The 17,945-nt window shown below is 61.1% G+C and carries 20 protein-coding genes and 1 tRNA gene; 18 read left to right on the top strand and 3 right to left on the bottom strand.

Translation table 11 applies throughout. The features are described from left to right. Positions 1 to 124: 124 nt before the first annotated feature. The 10 genes from C1J05_RS03770 to C1J05_RS03725 all read left to right on the top strand — a co-directional run bounded on the left by C1J05_RS03770 (position 125) and on the right by C1J05_RS03725 (position 9,425). Positions 125 to 811, top strand: coding sequence for a haloacid dehalogenase type II (locus tag C1J05_RS03770; RefSeq protein ID WP_114869096.1), 687 nt, complete (start codon positions 125 to 127; stop codon positions 809 to 811). Beyond that, a complete protein-coding gene (locus C1J05_RS03765; protein ID WP_114869095.1) occupies positions 811 to 1,635 on the top strand; it encodes an alpha/beta fold hydrolase in 825 nt (274 codons plus the stop codon). Before C1J05_RS03770 ends, C1J05_RS03765 begins: the two co-directional genes overlap by 1 nt. Further along, positions 1,632 to 2,606 (top strand): threonine ammonia-lyase, encoded by a 975-nt coding sequence (locus C1J05_RS03760; protein ID WP_114869094.1) that lies wholly within the window; start codon positions 1,632 to 1,634, stop codon positions 2,604 to 2,606. The genes C1J05_RS03765 and C1J05_RS03760 overlap by 4 nt, the downstream gene beginning before the upstream one ends. Before the next feature lie 4 nt (positions 2,607 to 2,610). Beyond that, entirely contained in the window at positions 2,611 to 3,804 is a 1,194-nt protein-coding gene (locus C1J05_RS03755) for an endonuclease/exonuclease/phosphatase family protein (protein WP_114869093.1), read from the top strand. Between the two features lie 10 nt (positions 3,805 to 3,814). Continuing rightward, positions 3,815 to 4,603 (top strand): 3-oxoadipate enol-lactonase, encoded by a 789-nt coding sequence (gene pcaD / locus C1J05_RS03750; RefSeq protein WP_114869092.1) that lies wholly within the window; start codon positions 3,815 to 3,817, stop codon positions 4,601 to 4,603. Next, the gene (gene pcaC, locus C1J05_RS03745; protein ID WP_114869091.1) at positions 4,596 to 4,973 is read left to right on the top strand and encodes a 4-carboxymuconolactone decarboxylase; all 378 of its coding nucleotides are present in this window, start codon (positions 4,596 to 4,598) and stop codon (positions 4,971 to 4,973) included. The genes pcaD and pcaC overlap by 8 nt, the downstream gene beginning before the upstream one ends. Continuing rightward, on the top strand, positions 4,973 to 5,689 hold the full coding sequence (locus tag C1J05_RS03740) for an alpha/beta fold hydrolase (protein WP_114869090.1): 717 nt from the start codon (positions 4,973 to 4,975) through the stop codon (positions 5,687 to 5,689). The genes pcaC and C1J05_RS03740 overlap by 1 nt, the downstream gene beginning before the upstream one ends. Beyond that, the gene (locus C1J05_RS03735; protein ID WP_114869089.1) at positions 5,686 to 7,023 is read left to right on the top strand and encodes a lyase family protein; all 1,338 of its coding nucleotides are present in this window, start codon (positions 5,686 to 5,688) and stop codon (positions 7,021 to 7,023) included. Before C1J05_RS03740 ends, C1J05_RS03735 begins: the two co-directional genes overlap by 4 nt. A 71-nt stretch (positions 7,024 to 7,094) precedes the next feature. After that, on the top strand, positions 7,095 to 8,258 hold the full coding sequence (locus C1J05_RS03730; RefSeq protein ID WP_114872089.1) for a TCR/Tet family MFS transporter: 1,164 nt from the start codon (positions 7,095 to 7,097) through the stop codon (positions 8,256 to 8,258). Positions 8,259 to 8,342: 84 nt separating this feature from the next. Beyond that, a complete protein-coding gene (locus C1J05_RS03725) occupies positions 8,343 to 9,425 on the top strand; it encodes a zinc-binding dehydrogenase (protein ID WP_114869088.1) in 1,083 nt (360 codons plus the stop codon). Here the strand turns inward: C1J05_RS03725 and C1J05_RS03720 are convergent. Continuing rightward, positions 9,422 to 9,871: a GNAT family N-acetyltransferase gene (locus C1J05_RS03720; protein ID WP_114869087.1), complete on the bottom strand. Its 450-nt coding sequence runs from the start codon at positions 9,869 to 9,871 to the stop codon at positions 9,422 to 9,424. The two genes, C1J05_RS03725 and C1J05_RS03720, sit on opposite strands and share 4 nt — an antisense overlap. Positions 9,872 to 9,900: 29 nt before the next feature. On the opposite strand from C1J05_RS03720, the gene C1J05_RS03715 reads away from it, so the two are divergent. Next, positions 9,901 to 11,133 carry a mandelate racemase/muconate lactonizing enzyme family protein gene (locus C1J05_RS03715; RefSeq protein ID WP_114869086.1) on the top strand — a complete coding sequence of 411 codons (1,233 nt, stop codon included), beginning with the start codon at positions 9,901 to 9,903 and terminating at the stop codon, positions 11,131 to 11,133. 95 nt (positions 11,134 to 11,228) lie between these two features. Continuing rightward, positions 11,229 to 11,507, top strand: a complete 279-nt coding sequence (locus tag C1J05_RS03710; RefSeq protein ID WP_114869085.1) for an ArsR/SmtB family transcription factor — start codon at positions 11,229 to 11,231, stop codon at positions 11,505 to 11,507. Between the two features lie 9 nt (positions 11,508 to 11,516). On the opposite strand, the gene C1J05_RS03705 is transcribed toward C1J05_RS03710, so the two are convergent. After that, positions 11,517 to 12,365 (bottom strand): fumarylacetoacetate hydrolase family protein, encoded by an 849-nt coding sequence (locus C1J05_RS03705; protein ID WP_114869084.1) that lies wholly within the window; start codon positions 12,363 to 12,365, stop codon positions 11,517 to 11,519. Positions 12,366 to 12,590: 225 nt separating this feature from the next. On the opposite strand from C1J05_RS03705, the gene infA reads away from it, so the two are divergent. The 5 genes from infA (at position 12,591) to C1J05_RS03680 (ending at position 14,807) form a co-directional block, all read left to right on the top strand. Next, the gene (gene infA / locus C1J05_RS03700; RefSeq protein WP_010137880.1) at positions 12,591 to 12,809 is read left to right on the top strand and encodes a translation initiation factor IF-1; all 219 of its coding nucleotides are present in this window, start codon (positions 12,591 to 12,593) and stop codon (positions 12,807 to 12,809) included. Between the two features lie 63 nt (positions 12,810 to 12,872). Beyond that, complete coding sequence (locus tag C1J05_RS03695; protein WP_114869083.1) at positions 12,873 to 13,451, top strand: Maf family protein; 579 nt, start codon at positions 12,873 to 12,875, stop codon at positions 13,449 to 13,451. Then, positions 13,448 to 14,473 (top strand): ribonuclease E/G, encoded by a 1,026-nt coding sequence (locus C1J05_RS03690; protein WP_114869082.1) that lies wholly within the window; start codon positions 13,448 to 13,450, stop codon positions 14,471 to 14,473. Before C1J05_RS03695 ends, C1J05_RS03690 begins: the two co-directional genes overlap by 4 nt. Next, positions 14,470 to 14,652, top strand: a complete 183-nt coding sequence (locus tag C1J05_RS03685) for a DNA gyrase inhibitor YacG (protein WP_114869081.1) — start codon at positions 14,470 to 14,472, stop codon at positions 14,650 to 14,652. The genes C1J05_RS03690 and C1J05_RS03685 overlap by 4 nt, the downstream gene beginning before the upstream one ends. An 80-nt stretch (positions 14,653 to 14,732) precedes the next feature. After that, a tRNA-Phe gene (locus C1J05_RS03680) sits at positions 14,733 to 14,807 on the top strand. Positions 14,808 to 14,881: 74 nt separating this feature from the next. On the opposite strand, the gene C1J05_RS03675 is transcribed toward C1J05_RS03680, so the two are convergent. Next, complete coding sequence (locus tag C1J05_RS03675; protein ID WP_114869080.1) at positions 14,882 to 16,600, bottom strand: SulP family inorganic anion transporter; 1,719 nt, start codon at positions 16,598 to 16,600, stop codon at positions 14,882 to 14,884. Between the two features lie 526 nt (positions 16,601 to 17,126). Between C1J05_RS03675 and C1J05_RS03670 the strand changes: the two genes are divergently transcribed. Further along, positions 17,127 to 17,786 carry a VPLPA-CTERM sorting domain-containing protein gene (locus C1J05_RS03670; protein WP_114869079.1) on the top strand — a complete coding sequence of 220 codons (660 nt, stop codon included), beginning with the start codon at positions 17,127 to 17,129 and terminating at the stop codon, positions 17,784 to 17,786. The last annotated feature ends 159 nt before the right edge of the window (positions 17,787 to 17,945 follow it).

Genomic DNA, 17,945 nt, shown 5'->3' with positions numbered 1-17,945 from the left:
GCGTAACAAGCCATGCCGCGGGATGCAAACACGCGCCGGTGCGGCCGGACGGGGTCGCGTGTGAATAGCCCCTTTTCCCCCTGCCCTGCCCGTGTCAGTCTGCACCCGAACCCGGAGGATCAGAATGCCCATCACCACCTGTATTTTCGACGCTTACGGCACGCTGTTCGACGTGGCCGCCGCCGCCCGCGTGGCGGCAGGCGAACCGGGTGCGGGCGATCTGGCCGAACGCTGGCCCGCACTGGCCGAGGCATGGCGGCTCAAGCAGTTGCAATACACATGGTTGCGCGCAATCACCGGCGCGCATACCGATTTCTGGACTGTCACGCAGGACGGGCTGGACTGGGCGTTGGATGCAACAGGGCTGGCGGGCAATGCCGCCCTGCGCGAACGCCTGCTGGCGCTTTACTGGGAATTGCAGGCCTATCCCGAGGTGCCCGCCATGTTGTCGGCGCTGAAACAGGCGGGGCTGAACACCGCGATCCTGTCGAACGGATCGCCCGACATGTTGCAGGGGGCGGTCGCGTCGGCGCAGATCGGCGATCTTCTGGATGATGTCCTTTCGGTTGAAACGGTCGGTATCTTCAAACCGGCGGAAGCGGTCTATGATCTGGTCGGGCAGCGGTTCGGCTGTGACAAGGACCAGGTTCTGTTCGTATCCTCGAACGGATGGGATGCCGCAGGGGCCAGCGGATACGGGTTTGAAACCGCGTGGGTCAATCGCGCCGGCGATCCGGTGGATCGCCTGCCATGGCGGCCCAAACACATGCTTCAGGATCTGGTGCGCATTCCTGAACTGGCGGGTGTGTGATGGCGACGTTTCAGACAGCAGACGGTTTGACGCTGCATTATACCGATGAGGGCCACGGCCCCGCAATTCTGTGCCTGTCAGGGCTGACCCGCAATGCATCCGATTTTGATTATGTCACACCGCATCTGCACGATGCCCGCCTGATCAAGCTGGATTATCGCGGGCGCGGCAAATCTGACTGGGCCAAGGACTGGACAACCTACACCATCCCCACCGAAGCGGGCGATGTTCTGGCCCTGATGGATCATCTGGGGCTTGAGAAGGCGGCCATATTGGGCACTTCGCGCGGCGGGCTGATCGCAATGGGTCTGGCCGCCGGGGCGCACGACCGGATCAGCGGCGTCGCGCTGAACGATATCGGGCCGGAACTGGACCCCGCCGGACTGACCAACATCATGGGCTATCTGGGGCGCAATCCGAAATGGAAAACCCACGCCGAAGCCGCGGCAGAGCGCCCGGCCTATATGAAAGGCTTTGCCAATGTCCCGCCCGAGCGCTGGCTGGAAGAGGTGCAAAAGCTTTATGTTGCCATCCCAGAGGGATTGAAGATCAATTACGATCCGCACCTGCGCGACGCTGTCGAGGCGGCAGGCGCCACGCCGGCCCCCGATCTGTGGCCTTTGTTTGATGCGCTGGATGGCAAGCCGCTGTGCTGCATCCGCGGCGCGAATTCCGATTTGCTGTCGGTGGACACGCTGGCGGAAATGGTGCGCCGCCGCCCAGACATGATCGTCGCCGAGGTGCCTGATCGCGCCCATATTCCGTTTCTTGACGAACCCGAGGCCGTATTGGCCCTGCGCACTTGGCTGGGAGAACTGGCATGAACATCGACATGATCAACGCTGCCGCACAGCGGCTTGACGGGCATGTGCGGCGCACGCCGCTGTTGTCATCGCCCTTTCTGGACGACATCGCGGGGCGGCGCGTGTTCGTAAAGGCCGAATGCCTGCAACATACCGGCAGTTTCAAGTTTCGCGGCGCATGGTCGGCCCTGTCGGCAATGGATCCCGAAACCCGCAGCCGGGGTGTGATCGCGTTTTCCAGCGGCAACCATGCCCAAGGCGTGGCATTGGCAGCGCGCGCGCATGGTACCAGCGCGGTGATCGTCATGCCCGAAGACGCCCCGAAGATGAAAATCGAAAATACCCGCGCACTGGGCGGCGAAGTGGTTCTCTATGATCGCGAAACCGAAGACCGCGACGAAATCGGCGGCGCGCTGGCGCAAGAACGCGGCCTGACCCTGATCAAACCGTTTGACGAGCCACTGGTGATCGCCGGTCAGGGCACGACCGGGCTGGAAATCGCCGAACAGGCGCGCGCAGAAGGCGTTGAAAACGCTGACGTGCTGGTGTGCTGCGGCGGTGGCGGGTTTCTGTCGGGCATCGCCCTTGCGCTTGAAGCCGTCGCACCCGGCCTGCGCCCCCGTCCGGTGGAACCCGAAGGATTTGACGATGTGGCCCGTTCGCTGGCTTCGGGCGGGATCGTGCGCAACAACCGCACATCGGGTTCGTTGTGCGATGCAATCATCACGCCCGCACCCGGGCAACTGACCTTTCCGATCATGCAGCGCCTGTGCGGGGCGGGCGTTGTGGTCAGCGAAGATGAGGCGTTGCACGCCGTGGCACTGGCGTTTTCGCGGCTCAAGATCGTGGTGGAACCCGGTGGTGCTGTGGCACTGGCCGCGGCGCTGTTTCACCCTGACCAAAGCGAAGGCGACGCCGTGATCGTCACGGCATCGGGCGGCAATGTGGATGGGGATGTGTATCAATCCGCACTTGCCCGGTTCGGAGACTGATCAAATGACCCGGTTCACCATTGCCAGTTTCAACGTGAAGAACCTGATCGGGCCGGACCGGGAGTATTACAAGTTCCAATCCTACACGCCCGAGGAATACGCGTGGAAAAAAGACTGGATGGCGGAACAGGTGTTGAAGATGAACGCCGACATTGTCTGTCTTCAGGAAGTGTTCGAGGAAGAGGCGCTGCGCGATGTGATAGACGAGGCCGACCGGTTGGGCAGCGAAGGCAACGAGGCCACGATCCCGGACAGGTCCAAAGGTTATCGCAAAAAGGCGATCTTTCGAAAACTGGCCTACACGCCCTATACCGATGCCGCCTTTGCCTTTGCGCCCAACGTGAATGATGGTGAACCGGGCCAGCGGCGCCCCGGTCTGGCGGTGATTTCGCGCCTTGGGTTTGTGGATGCGCCCGAAGTGATCCAGCATTTGCCGGCACCTTTGGTCATCCCGTTGCAGGAACTGGGGGGCGGTGATGCGGGGCATTATCAGATCACCCGCCTGTCGCGACCGATCCTGAAGGTACGGATCGCTGTCGGGTCGCGCGTGATTACGGTTTTCAACTGTCACCTGAAGTCAAAGCTGGGCGAATTCATCACGCCGGCGGGGGCCGAATATGCGCCCGAAGCGGACCTGACCCAATATGACCCGATCGGGCGGGCCATGGGGGCGATGCGCGCGGGCTTGCGCCGCATGGCCGAAGCCTGGGTCTTGCGCGCCGCCATTCTGACAGAATTGCAGGCCGGCCATCCGGTGATGGTGACGGGTGATTTCAACGATGGCGAACATGCCGTCAGTTCCGAGATCATCAGCGGTGAACGCCCGTTCCGCAATTACGCATGGATGCTGCGCCATGATGCGATTGCCGCCAATGACCGCTACAGCAAGGAAGAAAACGAACAGATCACCGAAGCGGTCGAGGCGGTTAAACTGCATTCCGCGGAAAAGCTGTTTGTGCGCAAATCCCTGCGCGATATGGTCTACACGTCGGCCTTTGGCGGGGTCTATGAAAGCATCGACCAGATTTACATGTCACGCCATTTCCTGCCCGATTTTGACAAATCCATCAGCGAAATGGAATATTTCAGCGTTCTGAACGATCATCTGACCGATGGCAGCCACGCCGAAGCCCCCTATAACAAGCTGGCATCGGATCACGGGCAGATCGTCGCGCACATGCGCATGAAACAAGAGTGAGGGCCACAGCATGCACATACTGGAACTGGACGATATCCGCCTGCATTACCGCGTTGACGGCGACCCGGATGGCGCGCCTGTCGTGTTTGCCAATTCTCTGGGCACCGATATGCGATTGTGGGATCCGATCCTGCCATTGCTGCCCTCCGGTTTGCGCATCATCCGCTATGACAAGCGCGGGCACGGGTTGTCGACCTGCCCTGATGCCCCCTATGCGATGGGCGCGCTGATCCGGGATGCCGAACAGTTGCTGGATCATCTGCAGGTCACCAACTGCGTTTTTGTCGGGCTCAGCATCGGTGGTATGATTGCGCAGGGTCTGGCTGTGAAACGGCTGGATCTGATCCGCGCGATGGTCCTGTCGAATACGGCCGCGAAAATCGGCAATCCGCCGATGTGGGACGACCGGATCGCCGCCGTGCGCACAGGCGGGATCGAGGCGCTGGCGGATGCGGTGATGGAGCGGTGGTTTTCAACCGAATTCCGCAAGACCCCCGAGCTTGAGCTGTGGCGCAACATGCTCGTGCGGCAACCGGATCAGGGGTATATGGGATGTTCGGCCGCAATTTCAGGCACCGATTTCTATACCACGACAGCCAGCCTGCGGCTGCCGACGCTGGGCATTGCCGGTTCCGAAGACGGATCGACCCCGCCCGATCTGGTGCGCGAGACAGTCGATCTGATCCCCGGATCGGATTTTCATCTTATCCGGCGCGCGGGGCATTTACCGTGTGTGGAACAACCTGTTGAATACGCACAGGTTCTGACAGATTTCCTGCGAAAGGTCGGGCATGTCTGAACGGTTTGAAAAAGGAATGAAAGTGCGCCGGCAGGTGTTGGGCGATGCCCATGTAGACCGCGCCGAGGCCGCCAAGACCGACGCGGATGTGCCGTTTCAAACCCTGATCACCGAAGGCGCGTGGGGCACGGTCTGGGCCTCTGATGCGATAACGTTGCGCGAACGTTCGATGCTGACGCTGGCCCTGCTGGCGGCGACCGGCAATTTCGATGAAATTCCGATGCATGTACGCGCCTGTGCCAATACCGGCGCCAGCGAACGCGATGTGATGGAAGCGTTCCAGCATGTCGCGATCTATGCCGGGGTGCCCAAGGCCAACCACGCCATCAAACTGGCCAAACAGGTGTTTGCCGAAACAAAGGTCGGATAGTGGCACGGTTCCTACTGGTTCACGGTTCCTGCCATGGCGCTTGGTGCTGGCGCGATGTGATCCCGGCACTGGGCGCGTTGGGGCACCACGCCGATGCGATCGATCTGCCATCGCACGGGGCGAACAAGACACCGATTGGCGATGTCACGCTGGACAGCTACCGCGATGCCATCCTTGCCGCCTGCACGGCTGACACCATTGTCGTCGGCCATTCGATGGCCGGATATCCTATTGCGGCCGCGGCCGAACATGCGCCCGACGCGATGGCGCGGCTGGTGTTTGTGTGTGCCTACGCCCCGGTGTCCGGACTGTCGCTGGCGCAAATGCGCCGCGCGGCGCCGCGCCAGCCGTTGTTGGGGGCCATCGTGATGTCGCAGGACCGCCAAAGTTTCACGATTGATCCCGATCAGGTGGAACAGGTTTTCTATCACGACTGCACACCGGATGTCGTGGCCTACGCCAAGGCCCATCTTGGCCCGCAAGCCGTATTGCCACAGGAAACCCCGATCACACTGGGCGCGCGCTGTGCATCAGTACCCAAATCTTATATCCGCTGCACGCAGGACCAGACAATTCCGCCGGAATACCAGATCACCATGACCCAAGGCTGGACCGACAGCGATGTTTACGAAATGGCGACCGGCCATTCGCCGTTTTTTGCAGACCCGTCCGGTCTGGCCGCAATGTTGGACCGGATCGCGAAAGGCACATCATGACAGGATCACTATTCGACAGCCCGCTTTACGGCGGGCTTTTCCCCACGGGCGAGGTGAAACGCCTGTTTTCCGACAGCGCCGCGATCCGTGCGATGCTGCTGGTCGAGGGCGCGCTGGCCAAGGTGCAGGGGCAGGCAGGCGTGATCCCCGAAATCAGCGCCGCCGCCATCCACCGCGCCAGCCTGGAGGTGCAGATTGATCCGGCGGCACTGGCGCAGGAGACAGCGCGGAACGGCGTGCCCGTTCCGGCACTGGTGGCTGCGTTTCGAAGTGAAATGAAGGCGCCGGAACATGCGCAATACGTGCATTGGGGGGCCACATCGCAGGATATCATGGACACCGCGCTGATGCTGCGGCTGCGGCAGGTTCTGGTGTTGCTGGAACGGGATATCCGCGCGGTGCTGGGTGCGCTGGCGGGATTGGCGCAGGATCATGCGCACACGGTAATGGCCGCGCGCACCTGGGGCCAGCATGCCACGCCGACAAGTTTTGGCGCAGTTGCCGCATCCTGGGGCGCACCGCTGGCAGATTTGCTGGACGGTTTGCCGGCGCTGCGCGACAGCGCGCTGGTGGTGTCGCTGTCGGGCGCGGCGGGCACGGCATCGGCATTGGGGGCCAGCGCCGCGCAGCAGCGCGCCGATCTGGCGGCAGCGCTGGGTCTGGCCGATCCGGCGTGCAGTTGGCACACCCACCGCGCGCCGGTTCTGGCGATCAGCGGCTGGATCACGCGGGTGGCCGTGGCACTGGGCAAGATGGCGGAAGACGTGATTGCCATGGTTCAAAGCGAGACCGGCGAACTGGTGCTGGACGGCGCGGGCGCGTCCTCCACCATGCCGCAGAAACAGAACCCGGTTGCCGCATCGGCAATGGTGTCGCTGCACGCACAGATCAACGCGGCGAATGCGCTGTTGCACGGCGCGGGCACGCACCGGTTCCAGCGCGACGGGGCCGCATGGATGACCGAATGGGCCGCCCTGCCCCAACTGGTACTGGGCGGCGCGTCGGCGCTGCGCCATGCTGTTGCGCTGACAGGCGGGATGCACCCCGATATGGCGCGGATGCGGGCCAATCTGGACAGTGGTGCGGGGCTGATTTTTGCCGAAGCGCTGTCCTTTGCGCTGGCTGGTGCCATGCCACGGCCACAGGCGCAGGCGACCACGAAAGAGCTGTGCCAGAAGGTGATGGCCGAGGGAAGCGACCTTAAGACCGTGGCGCTGGCCGCGTTTCCCGATCTGGACGAAACGGTGTTTGATCCCGAACGGCAACTTGGCACAGCCCCCGATGATGCACTGGCCTTTGCCGCGCGTGTCGGTGCGCTGACGCAAGATGCGTGATCCGGCGCGGCGGGGATGATGAACCCGTGACCATCCACCGCCCTGCCCTGATTTTCATCCTGATCACCGTGATGCTGGATGCAATGGGGATCGGCCTGATCATGCCGGTGATGCCCGACCTGATTGTCGAGGTGCAGGGCGGTTCGCTGGCCAATGCGGCACTATGGGGCGGCATCCTGTCAACGGTGTTCGCGATCATGCAATTCCTGTTCGGACCGCTGATCGGCAACCTGTCGGACCGGTTCGGGCGGCGCCCCGTGCTGTTGATCTCGCTTGTGGTGATGACGGTGGATTATCTGGTGATGGCGGTGGCGGGCAGCATGGCACTGCTGCTGATCGGACGGCTCGTGGGCGGCATCGCCACAGCCACCAGCGGCACGGCATCGGCCTATGTTGCCGATATTTCCGCACCCAAGGATAAGGCGGCCAATTTCGGCCTGATCGGCGCGGCTTTTGGCATCGGGTTCGTGCTGGGCCCGCTGATCGGCGGCTTGCTGGGCGGGTACGGTACCCGCGCGCCGTTTTATGCGGCCGCCGCGCTGTCGGCGCTGAATGCGGTGTTCGGATATTTCGTGCTGCGTGAAACCGTGACCGACCGCATCCGTCGTCCGTTTCACTGGCGGCGCGCCAACCCGCTGGGGGCGTTGCGCCATCTGGGCAAACTGCCGGGCATACGCCCCTTGCTGATGATGTATTTCCTCTATCAGGTGGCGTTCCATGTCTATCCGTCGATCTGGTCGTTTTTCACGCAGGAACGGTTTGGCTGGGGGCCGGGTACCATCGGCCTGTCGCTGGCGCTGTTCGGGATCACCATGGCATTTGTGCAGGGGGTGCTGATCCGGTTTGTGCTGCGCTGGTTGGGCGAGCGCAACACAGTGGTTTACGGCCATGTATTCGATGTGTTTGCCTTTGCCGCGCTGGCCTTTGTGACCAGCGGTGCGCTTGCGCTGGTGCTGACACCGCTGGCGGCGCTCGGGGCGGTGATCACGCCCGCATTACAGGCGATCATGTCGAAAATGGTGGGGGATGATCAGCAGGGCGAATTGCAGGGCATCCTGACGTCGATCTATGCGCTGGCGATGATCGTGTCGCCGCTGATGATGACTTCGGTATTCGCCGCCTTCACCCATGACGGGGCCGCGCTCTATCTGCCCGGCGCACCGTTTCTGGTGTCGATCCTGCTGATCCTGATCGGGCTGGCGGTGTTTGTCCGCAATCCGCCGCCGCAGGGCTGAGCACGGCAATTGCGGCTTGCGATGCGTCCCGCAAACCGTCACGCTGGACGCATGATTTAACGCCCGAAAACCGGAGTTTGAACCATGCAAACGATCAAAGCCGCCGTCTGCCACGCCTTTGGTGACCCCCTTGTGATCGAGGATATCCAGTTGCGCGCCCCCGTTCTGGGCGAGGTCGAGGTGACGCTGGAAGCTGTGGCGATCTGCCATTCTGATATTTCCTTTGCCGAGGGCGCATGGGGCGGATCGCTGCCCGCAGTTTACGGCCACGAGGCAGCGGGGCGTGTGTCTGCGATCGGGGATGGTGTCGGCACGGTGGCAGTGGGTGATCCCGTGGTCGTGACCCTGATCCGTGCCTGCGGATGCTGCCGGACCTGCGCCAGCGGAATGCCGACCTTGTGCGAAACGCCCTATGACGGTGACAGCGGCCCGATCAAAACCGCCAGCGGGGGCAGACTGCATCAGGCGATGGCCAGCGGCGCCTTTGCGCAAAAGGTGGTGGTAGACCAGAGCCAGATCGTGAAAATCCCGGCCACCATGCCGATGGACGCCGCCAGCCTGATTTCGTGCGGCGTGATCACCGGTGTCGGGGCCGTGGTGAATGCCGCAAAACTGCGCGCCGGGCAGGATGTGGTGGTGATCGGGTGTGGCGGTGTCGGGCTGAATGCCATTCAGGGCGCGCGGATCGCCGGCGCGCGGCGTATCGTCGCCGTGGACATGAGCGATGAAAAACTGGCTGTGGCGCGCGAATTCGGTGCGACCGACGGTGTGCTGGCCAGCGCCGAAAAACCGTGGCGCGCCGCAACCCGCGCGATGGGGCGTGGCGCGGATGCGGTGATCGTGACCGTGGGCGCGATCCCCGCCTATGACAGCGCGCCGCGCTATCTGGCTGCGGGCGGGCGGGTGATCATGGTGGGCATGCCCCATTCCGGCGATACATCCAGTTACGAACCGGTGGTGCTGGCCGCGATCGGGCAAGGCATGGTTGGATCGAAAATGGGCGATGTGGTGATCCAGCGCGATATTCCGTGGATGGTCGATTTGTACCAGCAGGGGCGGCTGAAGCTGGACGAACTGATTTCGGGGCGCTGGTCGCTTGAGCAGATCAACGATGCGATTGCCGATACCAAATCAGGTGCGGCGCGGCGCAATGTGATCCTGTTCTAGGGATTGCCGCCCGGTTTACGCGGCCCCCATTCATACATCACAAGACCGGTTGTTTGCCGCCCGCCCAGCGCGGAATAAAGTGCGCGGGCTGGGGCATTGTCGGCTTCGGTGACAACCCAGATGTCATGGCAGCCACGGGCGCGGGCAATATCTAACAGGGCGGTGCATAATCGCGCACCCAGACCGCGCCGCTGAAAATCATCGTGCACGCCCACCTCGTTCACGAAAAAAGACGGCTGTTTGTCGGGGTGCAGAACAACCAATCCTGTGGCCATCCCGATCACCTGCCCCGCTGAAAGGGCCACAACAATTTCGTGCATCGGATCGGTCAGAAACGCCCGCGCCTGCACAGGATCAACGGGGCCGTCAAAGGTTTCGGGGCGCACGTTCTCCAGAACATGCGCATCCTCTGGACCCAGATGCAAAAGCGTGATTTGGTCGGTCATGCGCCCCCTTGCTCAACGAAAGACTTTACATGAAACTTGCCGATCTTGATATCATTGTGACTGCACCGCCCGCGCCGGGCTGGGGCGGACGGTACTGGATACTGGTCAAGCTGGTGACAGATACCGGCATCACCGGTTGGGGCGAATGTTACGCCACCTCTGTCGGGCCCGAGGCCATGCGCGGCGTCATCACTGATGTGTTTGAACGCCACATGCAGGGCCAGAACCCGGAAGATATCGAACTGATGTTTCGCCGCGTCTATTCGTCGGGATTTACGCAGCGGCCCGATCTGACGGTCATGGGTGCGTTTTCCGGGCTGGAGATTGCCTGCTGGGACATTCTGGGCAAGGATCGCGACCGGCCTGTTTATGCGCTGCTGGGCGGCAAGATGAACGACCGCGTGCGCGCCTATACCTATCTTTACCCCCTGCCCCATCACGATATCAACGCGTTCTGGACCAGCCCCGACATGGCTGCAGAAAGCGCCGCGGCGGCGGTGGCCAAGGGGTATACAGCCGTTAAATTCGACCCTGCCGGCCCTTACACGATGCGCGGCGGGCATATGCCGGCGCTGTCCGATATCAGCCTGTCAGTGGCCTTCTGCAAGGCCATCCGCGAGGCGGTGGGCGACAAGGCCGACCTGTTGTTTGGCACCCACGGACAATTCAGCACCGCAGGCGCGATCCGGTTGGGTCAGGCGCTGGAACCCTATAGCCCGCTGTGGTTCGAAGAACCTATTCCGCCCGACAACATTGCAGAAATGGCCAAGGTTGCGGCGGCGGTCCGCATCCCGATTTCCACAGGCGAACGCCTGACCACCAAGGCGGAATTCGCGCCAGTGCTGCGCAGCGGTGCCGCCACGATCCTGCAACCCGCACTGGGCCGCGCCGGGGGCATCTGGGAAATGAAAAAGGTCGCTGCCATGGCCGAAGCCTATAACGCGCAGATGGCGCCGCATCTTTATGCCGGACCGGTGGAATGGGCCGCAAATGTGCATCTGGCCGTGTCGATCCCGAATATCCTGATGGCGGAAACCATCGAAACCCCGTTTCACGCGGCCCTGATCCACAATGGCATCACGGTGGATGACGGGTATATCACCGCCCCCACCGCCCCCGGTCTGGGCATCGACGTAGACGAGGAACTGGCCCGCGCGCATCCGTTCAACGGCGACGGTTTGCACCTGCAAATGCAGGATGCGCCCTGTGACTATCAAAATGGCAACGCTTTTCTGGGTGGCGCGCCCGCAACGTCCGAGTGACTTCGCAAGCGCGCAAAGTCATGCTAAGAGCAACTATTCGGTAGCTCACAGGACCAGAAAAACACGTGTCGAAAACTATTCTTCCCCCGCCGGACATGGCGGCAAATGCGGGCAATGCGGCGGCATTTCTCAAAACACTGGCGCATGAAGGGCGGTTGATGATCTTGTGTCATCTGGCCGATGGCGAAAAGACAGTTGGCAAGCTGGAAGAGTTGCTGGACATGCGCCAGGCGGCTATCAGCCAGATGCTGGCGCGCCTGCGCGACGAAGGTCTTGTATCAACACGGCGCGATGGCAAATCCATCCATTACAGCCTGTCAGACGGCAACACCAAGGAACTGATCAACCTGCTGTATCGGTTGTTCTGCGTCTAGGCGCCCGGGTCACATGTCGGCCTGCACCAACTGGCGCTGCCGCCCCAGCCCCTCAATTTCCGTAACGACGATATCGCCGTCTTTCAGATAGACCGGCGCCGGTTTCATCCCCATGCCCACACCCGGCGGCGTGCCGGTAGATATGACATCACCGGGATGCAACGTCATCAGCGTGGACAGATGCGCGATGATCTGCGCCACCGTAAAAACCATCGTGGATGTGCGCCCGTCCTGCATCCGCGTGCCGTTCACATCCAGCGTGATCCCAAGGTTTTGCGGATCAGGCACCTGATCGCGCGTTACCAGCCACGGACCGATTGGCCCGAACGTGTCGCAGGATTTGCCCTTGGTCCATTGTCCTGTCAGCTTCATCTGGAAATCGCGTTCGGACAAATCGTTGCAAACGCAATAGCCCGCCACATAATCCAGCGCCGCTTCTTCGCTGACGTATTTGGCGCGCGTGCCGATGACGACACCCAGTTCCGCCTCCCAGTCGGTGGCGGTAGAGCCGCGCGGCAGCAGGATTTCATCGTTCGGGCCCGATATGGCCGAATTCGCCTTGAGAAACAGGATGGGGTGTTGCGGAATATCCATGCCAGACTCGGCTGCGTGATCGGAATAGTTCAAACCAATACACATGAACTTGCCAACATTTCCGACACAAGGACCGATGCGGGGGTTGCCCTCAATCACCGGCAAGGCATCGGTATCAAGCGCGCGCAACCGCGCCAGATCGGCGTCCGACAACATGGTCCCTTCGATATCGCGGACATGCGATGACAGATCCCTGATTTTTCCGACGTCATCCAGCAATCCCGGCCGCAACCGGCCATCCTGTTCAAAGCGTAACAGTTTCATAGTGGCGTTCTTTCTTTGTGCCCTTCCGTGTCGGGTGCAACTTTATTGCGCTTCGCGCGCCGCGTCAGCCAGAAAGTGGCGCGAGCACCGCCGCCGCCACTCTGCACAAGGGGCGCAAAGGTCACAAATACGCCCCAAGCGCGATTGGGCCTTGAACAAAAGGGGAAATGGCCTCATTTAAAGCGCGGTCCACACCTTCGTGGGCAAAACAACGATGGAGACAACATGGCCAAGGAAGATATTCTTGAATTCCCCGGTGTCGTGAAGGAACTCCTGCCAAATGCGACATTTCGGGTCGAGCTTGAGAATGGCCATGAAATCATCGCACACACGGCAGGCAAGATGCGCAAGAACCGCATCCGCGTTCTGGCTGGCGACAAGGTGCAGGTGGAAATGACACCTTATGATCTGACCAAGGGGCGGATCAACTACCGCTTCAAATAACCCTGTGCCCGCATCCCGAAATGCGGGGCGCGGTTTTCCGACAGGATGCGGACGGGGTACCATATGAAGTTTATTCTGGGATCAGGCAGCCCGCGCCGCAAGGAATTGCTGGCGCAGATCGGCGTTGTGCCTGATGCCATCCGCGCGCCCGACATCAACGAAGACCCCCACCGCGGCGAGCTGCCCCGCCGCTATTGCGTGCGCATGGCGCGCGAAAAGGTCATGGCGGTCAAGGCCGGTGCCGATGAGGTTGTACTGTGTGCCGACACCACCGTCGCTTTGGGCCGCCGGATCCTGGGCAAGCCCGCGGATGCAGGGCAAGCCGCGCAGTTTCTGCTGGCCCTGTCCGGGCGGCGCCACCGCGTGATCACGGCGGTGGCCGTGCGCAAGGGCGATCGGGTCTGGGAACGCGATGTAGTTTCAACCGTAAAGATGAAACATCTGTCAGATGCGGAACTGAACGCCTATATCGCCAGCAACGACTGGCAGGGCAAGGCGGGCGGCTACGGCATTCAGGGGCCGGCGGGTGCGCTGATCCCTTGGATATCGGGATCATTCACCGGCATTGTCGGGCTGCCATTATGTGAAACCGCCGGGCTGTTGCAGGCCGCAGGCGTACCAGTTTACGGAGCAGACACATGAAGGGACGCATGATCCTGCTGGACCATATCGGCGCAGTCGAAGCTGCCGTGCTGATGATTGACGGGCAACTGGACGATCTGCTGGTCGACAGCGAAACCGCCCCGCGTCCGGGCACCATATACCGCGCGCTTGCCGACCGCCCGATCAAGGGACAGGGCGGCATGTTTCTGAAAACCCCTGACGGGTCGGCGTTCTTGCGGCAGGTCAAGGGCCTGTCGCCGGGCCAGCCCATTCTGGTGCAGGTCACAGGATATGCCGAAGACGGCAAGGCCATTCCCGTGACCCAGAAAATCCTGTTCAAAAGCCGCTATGTGATCATCACCCCGGATGCGCCGGGCATCAATATCAGCAGGTCGATCCGCGATGACGATCTGCGCGATGCGCTGCTGGAAATCGCCCATGGCGTCATCGACGGCTCTGACATGGGCCTGATCCTGCGGTCGTCCTGTGCGGATGCGGACAGTGATGATATCGCATCCGACATTGAAACGATGGCCGCACTGGCCCGCGCAGTGATGGCCGATACGGTCGGGCCGGCCGAAAAGCTGGCCGAAGGTGACAGCCCGCACACGCTGGCCTGGCGCGACTGGGCGGACCCGGCGCAGGTGGTGCAGGACAAGGGCTGTTTCGCGCAAAACAGCGTGCTGGAGCAGATTAATACGCTGGCGTCCCCGCGCGTTCCGCTTGCCGGTGGCGGGGCACTGTTTATCGAACCCACCCGCGCGCTGGTGGCCGTGGATGTGAACACCGGGCCGGATACCTCCCTGGCTGCGGGGATCAAGGCCAACATGGCCGCCGCCAGGGCACTGCCGCGCCAGTTGCGCCTGCGGGGCTTGGGCGGACAGATCGTTCTGGATCTGGCGCCGATGCCGAAGAAAGACCGGCGCGCCTTTGAAACCAGCCTGCGCGCCGCGTTCCGCAGCGATCAGGTGGATACAACGCTGGTGGGCTGGACGCCGCTGGGCCATTACGAGCTGCAACGCAAACGCGCCCGCATCCCGACGAAAGAGGTGCTGACATGAGTTGCCCGATCTGCGGCAAGGTCACCGAAACCAAATACCGCCCTTTCTGTTCGCGCCGCTGCGCCGACCGCGATCTGGCCCAATGGTTCAACGGCGCCTATGCGATCCCGTCGCGCGATCCCGAAGACATTGAAAAGGCGATCGAGGAAACAGAAAAGGCCGCAACGAAACCCCATTGAACCAGGGCGAAAAAAGAGGCTGGACACCCCACCCCGCACGGCCTAGAACGCGTCCACCCGAAGGTGTTTCCTTCTCCCGTGCCCGGGTAGCTCAGGGGTAGAGCAGTGGACTGAAAATCCTCGTGTCGGTGGTTCAAATCCGCCCCCGGGCACCATTTTCCAAAAACCCCGTTAGTCTGATCCAGTTTTGGTCAACCACCAACCGTATCGCAGCGACAGTAACGGCGCCTCATGAAAGCGAACTGGCGGTTTGGGCGGCCTCGAACTGGGTCAGGAACACCTGTCCGGACAGATGATCCAGAAACCGGGAGCGTTGCAGCCGGTCCATCACCGGGCCTTTGACCTCTGACAAGTGCAGCAGCACGCCCATTTCGCGCAACCTTGTGTTTATGGCCTCAAGCGATTCAAGGGCGCTCAGGTCGATTTCGTTGATGGCAGTGCATTGCAGGATCACGTGCTTTATCTTCGCATCGCCCGCCACGCGAGTCTGGATGCGGTCTTCCAGAAACCGTGCATTGGCGAAAAACAGGCTTTCATCCACGCGCAGCGCCAGCACGCTGGGATCGGTTTTCACCTTGTGGCGCAGGATGTTGCGAAAATGCTCTGTGCCGGGCACCAGCCCGACCTCGGCGATGTGCGGGCGCGAGGATTTGTAGAGATGCAGCAGGATCGACAGGCCGACGCCCGCAGACACGCCTGCTTCGACACCGATGCCAAGGGTGACAAGGATGGTTGCCAAAACGGCGGAAAAGTCCGCTTTGGAATAGGCCCAGCTGCGGCGCAGGATGCTGAAATCGACAAGGCTTAGCACAGCGACGATGATCGTGGCTGCCAGCGTCGCCTGAGGCAGGAAATAGATCAGCGGCGTCAGCGCGACGGCGGCGATGGCCAGCCCGATTGCGGTAAACGCCCCGGCGGCGGGAGTTTCGGCACCGGCGTCGAAATTCACAACCGACCGAGAAAACCCGCCCGTTACCGGAAATCCACCTGTTAATGAGGCCCCGATGTTGGCGGCCCCCAGCCCGATCAGTTCCTGATCGGGGTCAATGCGCTGGCGCTTCTTGGCGGCCAGGGTCTGGGCGACCGAAATCGATTCAACAAAACCGATGATCGAAATCAGAAAGGCAGGCAACAAAAGCTGGCGTAGCAGATCGGGCGCCAGTGCGGGCATTGTCAAGGGCGGCAGGCTTTGGGGAACGTCCCCGACAATCCGCACACCCTGATCGTGCAAGCCGAAAAGCCAGACGGCAAGCGTTGTCAGCACCACAACGAAAACCGGGCCGGCCTTGGTTGCAATATCTGCAAGGGTTTTGCCCAACCCAAGCCCGATCAGCGCCGGTTTCAACCCGTTGCGAATACCAAGCAAGACCACGGTCGCGGTGATGCCGATGATCGCTGTCTTCCCGTTTGTTTCTGGCAGATGTTCGATCAGTGACGCAACAAGTGCGACCAGAGTGTGGCCTTGCGCATCGACGCCCAGAATATGCTTGATCTGGCTGGCCGCGATGATCAGGCCAGAGGCTGTGATAAATCCGGAAATGACGGGATGGGACAGAAAATTGGCCACAAAACCGAGGCGGAAAATGCCCATGGCCAGCAGGATCAGACCTGACAGGGCCGCAAGGCTTAGCGCGGCGGCCGCGTACCCCATCGTGCCCTGTTCCACGATATTGCCCAAGGCCGCAGCAGTCATCAGCGACACAACCGCAACCGGCCCCACTGCCAATGCCTTGCTGGTGCCAAAGACGGCATAAAGCAGGATCGGAGCGATTGAGGCGTAAAGCCCGGCTTCGGGTGGCAGACCGGCCAGCAGCGCATAGGCCAGAGATTGCGGGATCAGCATGATCGTCACGATCACGGCGGCAATCAGATCTTTGGCCAGCGTGATACGGTTATAGCTGCGCCCCCAGTCAAGGATTGGCAGATAGCGGGTCAGGGAAAAAGGCATGATGGATCGGCTTGGGTTGGAATGATGTTGTCACTTTCTCTGCGACCGTGGATATCCGCATTGATCTGGCGCAAAAGCATGCGGGCTACGGCGGCCATCACGTCCTTTAATGTTTTTGCAACGGACCCGGCTCTCCGGATCTGCCGTTTCCGCCCCGGACAGTGGTGTGCTGGTTCACGATGTGCGACCAGCATGCCAGAAAACGCCAACACCCGATTGATCAAACGCAAATCGTCCGCCGCGCAGATAGCTCCTGCATCGCAATACAATCAACAGTTGCCCCGACTTTTTCCAATCTGCGCTTTCCGGACACAACCCAACGTTGCTACCTTTAATTGTCGCAAAATTGGAAACAATAAGGGTCGAACGATTAAAAAATCACCATTCTTGCAACCAATCAAAAGGTAACGTGCGGAATTATCGCGAAAACTTGTGGAATATTGGTTTGTGACGCTATATTGGAAACAGAGAACGCAGAATACGTGCAAAGTGTGCTGGATTGCGATTGGGGTTAAGGCCTGAATACATGAATAAGATGAAAACGTTGCTGCTGGCAGTGCCGGCTATTCTGGTTGCACCTTTTGCGGGTGCGGCAACTCTTGGGTTCACCGGCAGCCCCGAAGTGATCGAAACCGTTTCCGGCTTCAATCCGTCGCCGGACGTCACACTGGATACGCCCCTGACAGCCTATTCAACCGTGGCCGGCAACACGTTAAGCGGCGGTCTGAACCTGACGCTGGCGTCGGGTGAGCGGGCGACGATCAGTTACACCGTACTGGGTCAGGAATCAGGCTTTTTCAACTATCTCGTGGTCGAAGGTTCGAATATTCCCGAAACCTCAACCGGCTTGACGACCCTTGCGTCGATGACATCAAGCGGGCTGCTGGATTTCGGCTTTGCCTCGAACCGCCAGTTCGGTACTTCGGACGGGCCGACGCTTGCGATCATCAATGGTGGCGTTTCAGATATCAGCACATACAAGCTGGGCTTTGGGCAGATCGCTGAAACCTCTGACGGGTTTTCCGTCACGGCCTATTTCGGCGATGGCACAGGCGATTCCGATTTTGACGATATCGTCGCGCAAATCGATATCCAGATAACTGCCGTTCCGGTGCCTGCGGGTCTGGCACTGCTGGGTACCGGATTGCTGGGCTTTGGAGCGTTGCGCCGCCGTCGCAAAAGCTGAAAAACAGGGCCGTTCCAGTGAAACGGGACAGCCCATTCCTTTTGCCCTAAATTCGGGTGTACGGCACACCTTCCCCTTCACAGACAGCCTGATGCGCATAACGCCCTGCCCTGCGGGGTGTTTTGACATGTAAACCTTTGTGCGCACTGCATTGCACCA

This window comes from Sulfitobacter sp. JL08, from assembly GCF_003352045.1.
In the GTDB taxonomy this organism is placed as follows: domain Bacteria; phylum Pseudomonadota; class Alphaproteobacteria; order Rhodobacterales; family Rhodobacteraceae; genus JL08.
Note: the sequence above shows the minus strand (reverse complement) of the source record. Positions and strands in the feature narration are given on the sequence as shown.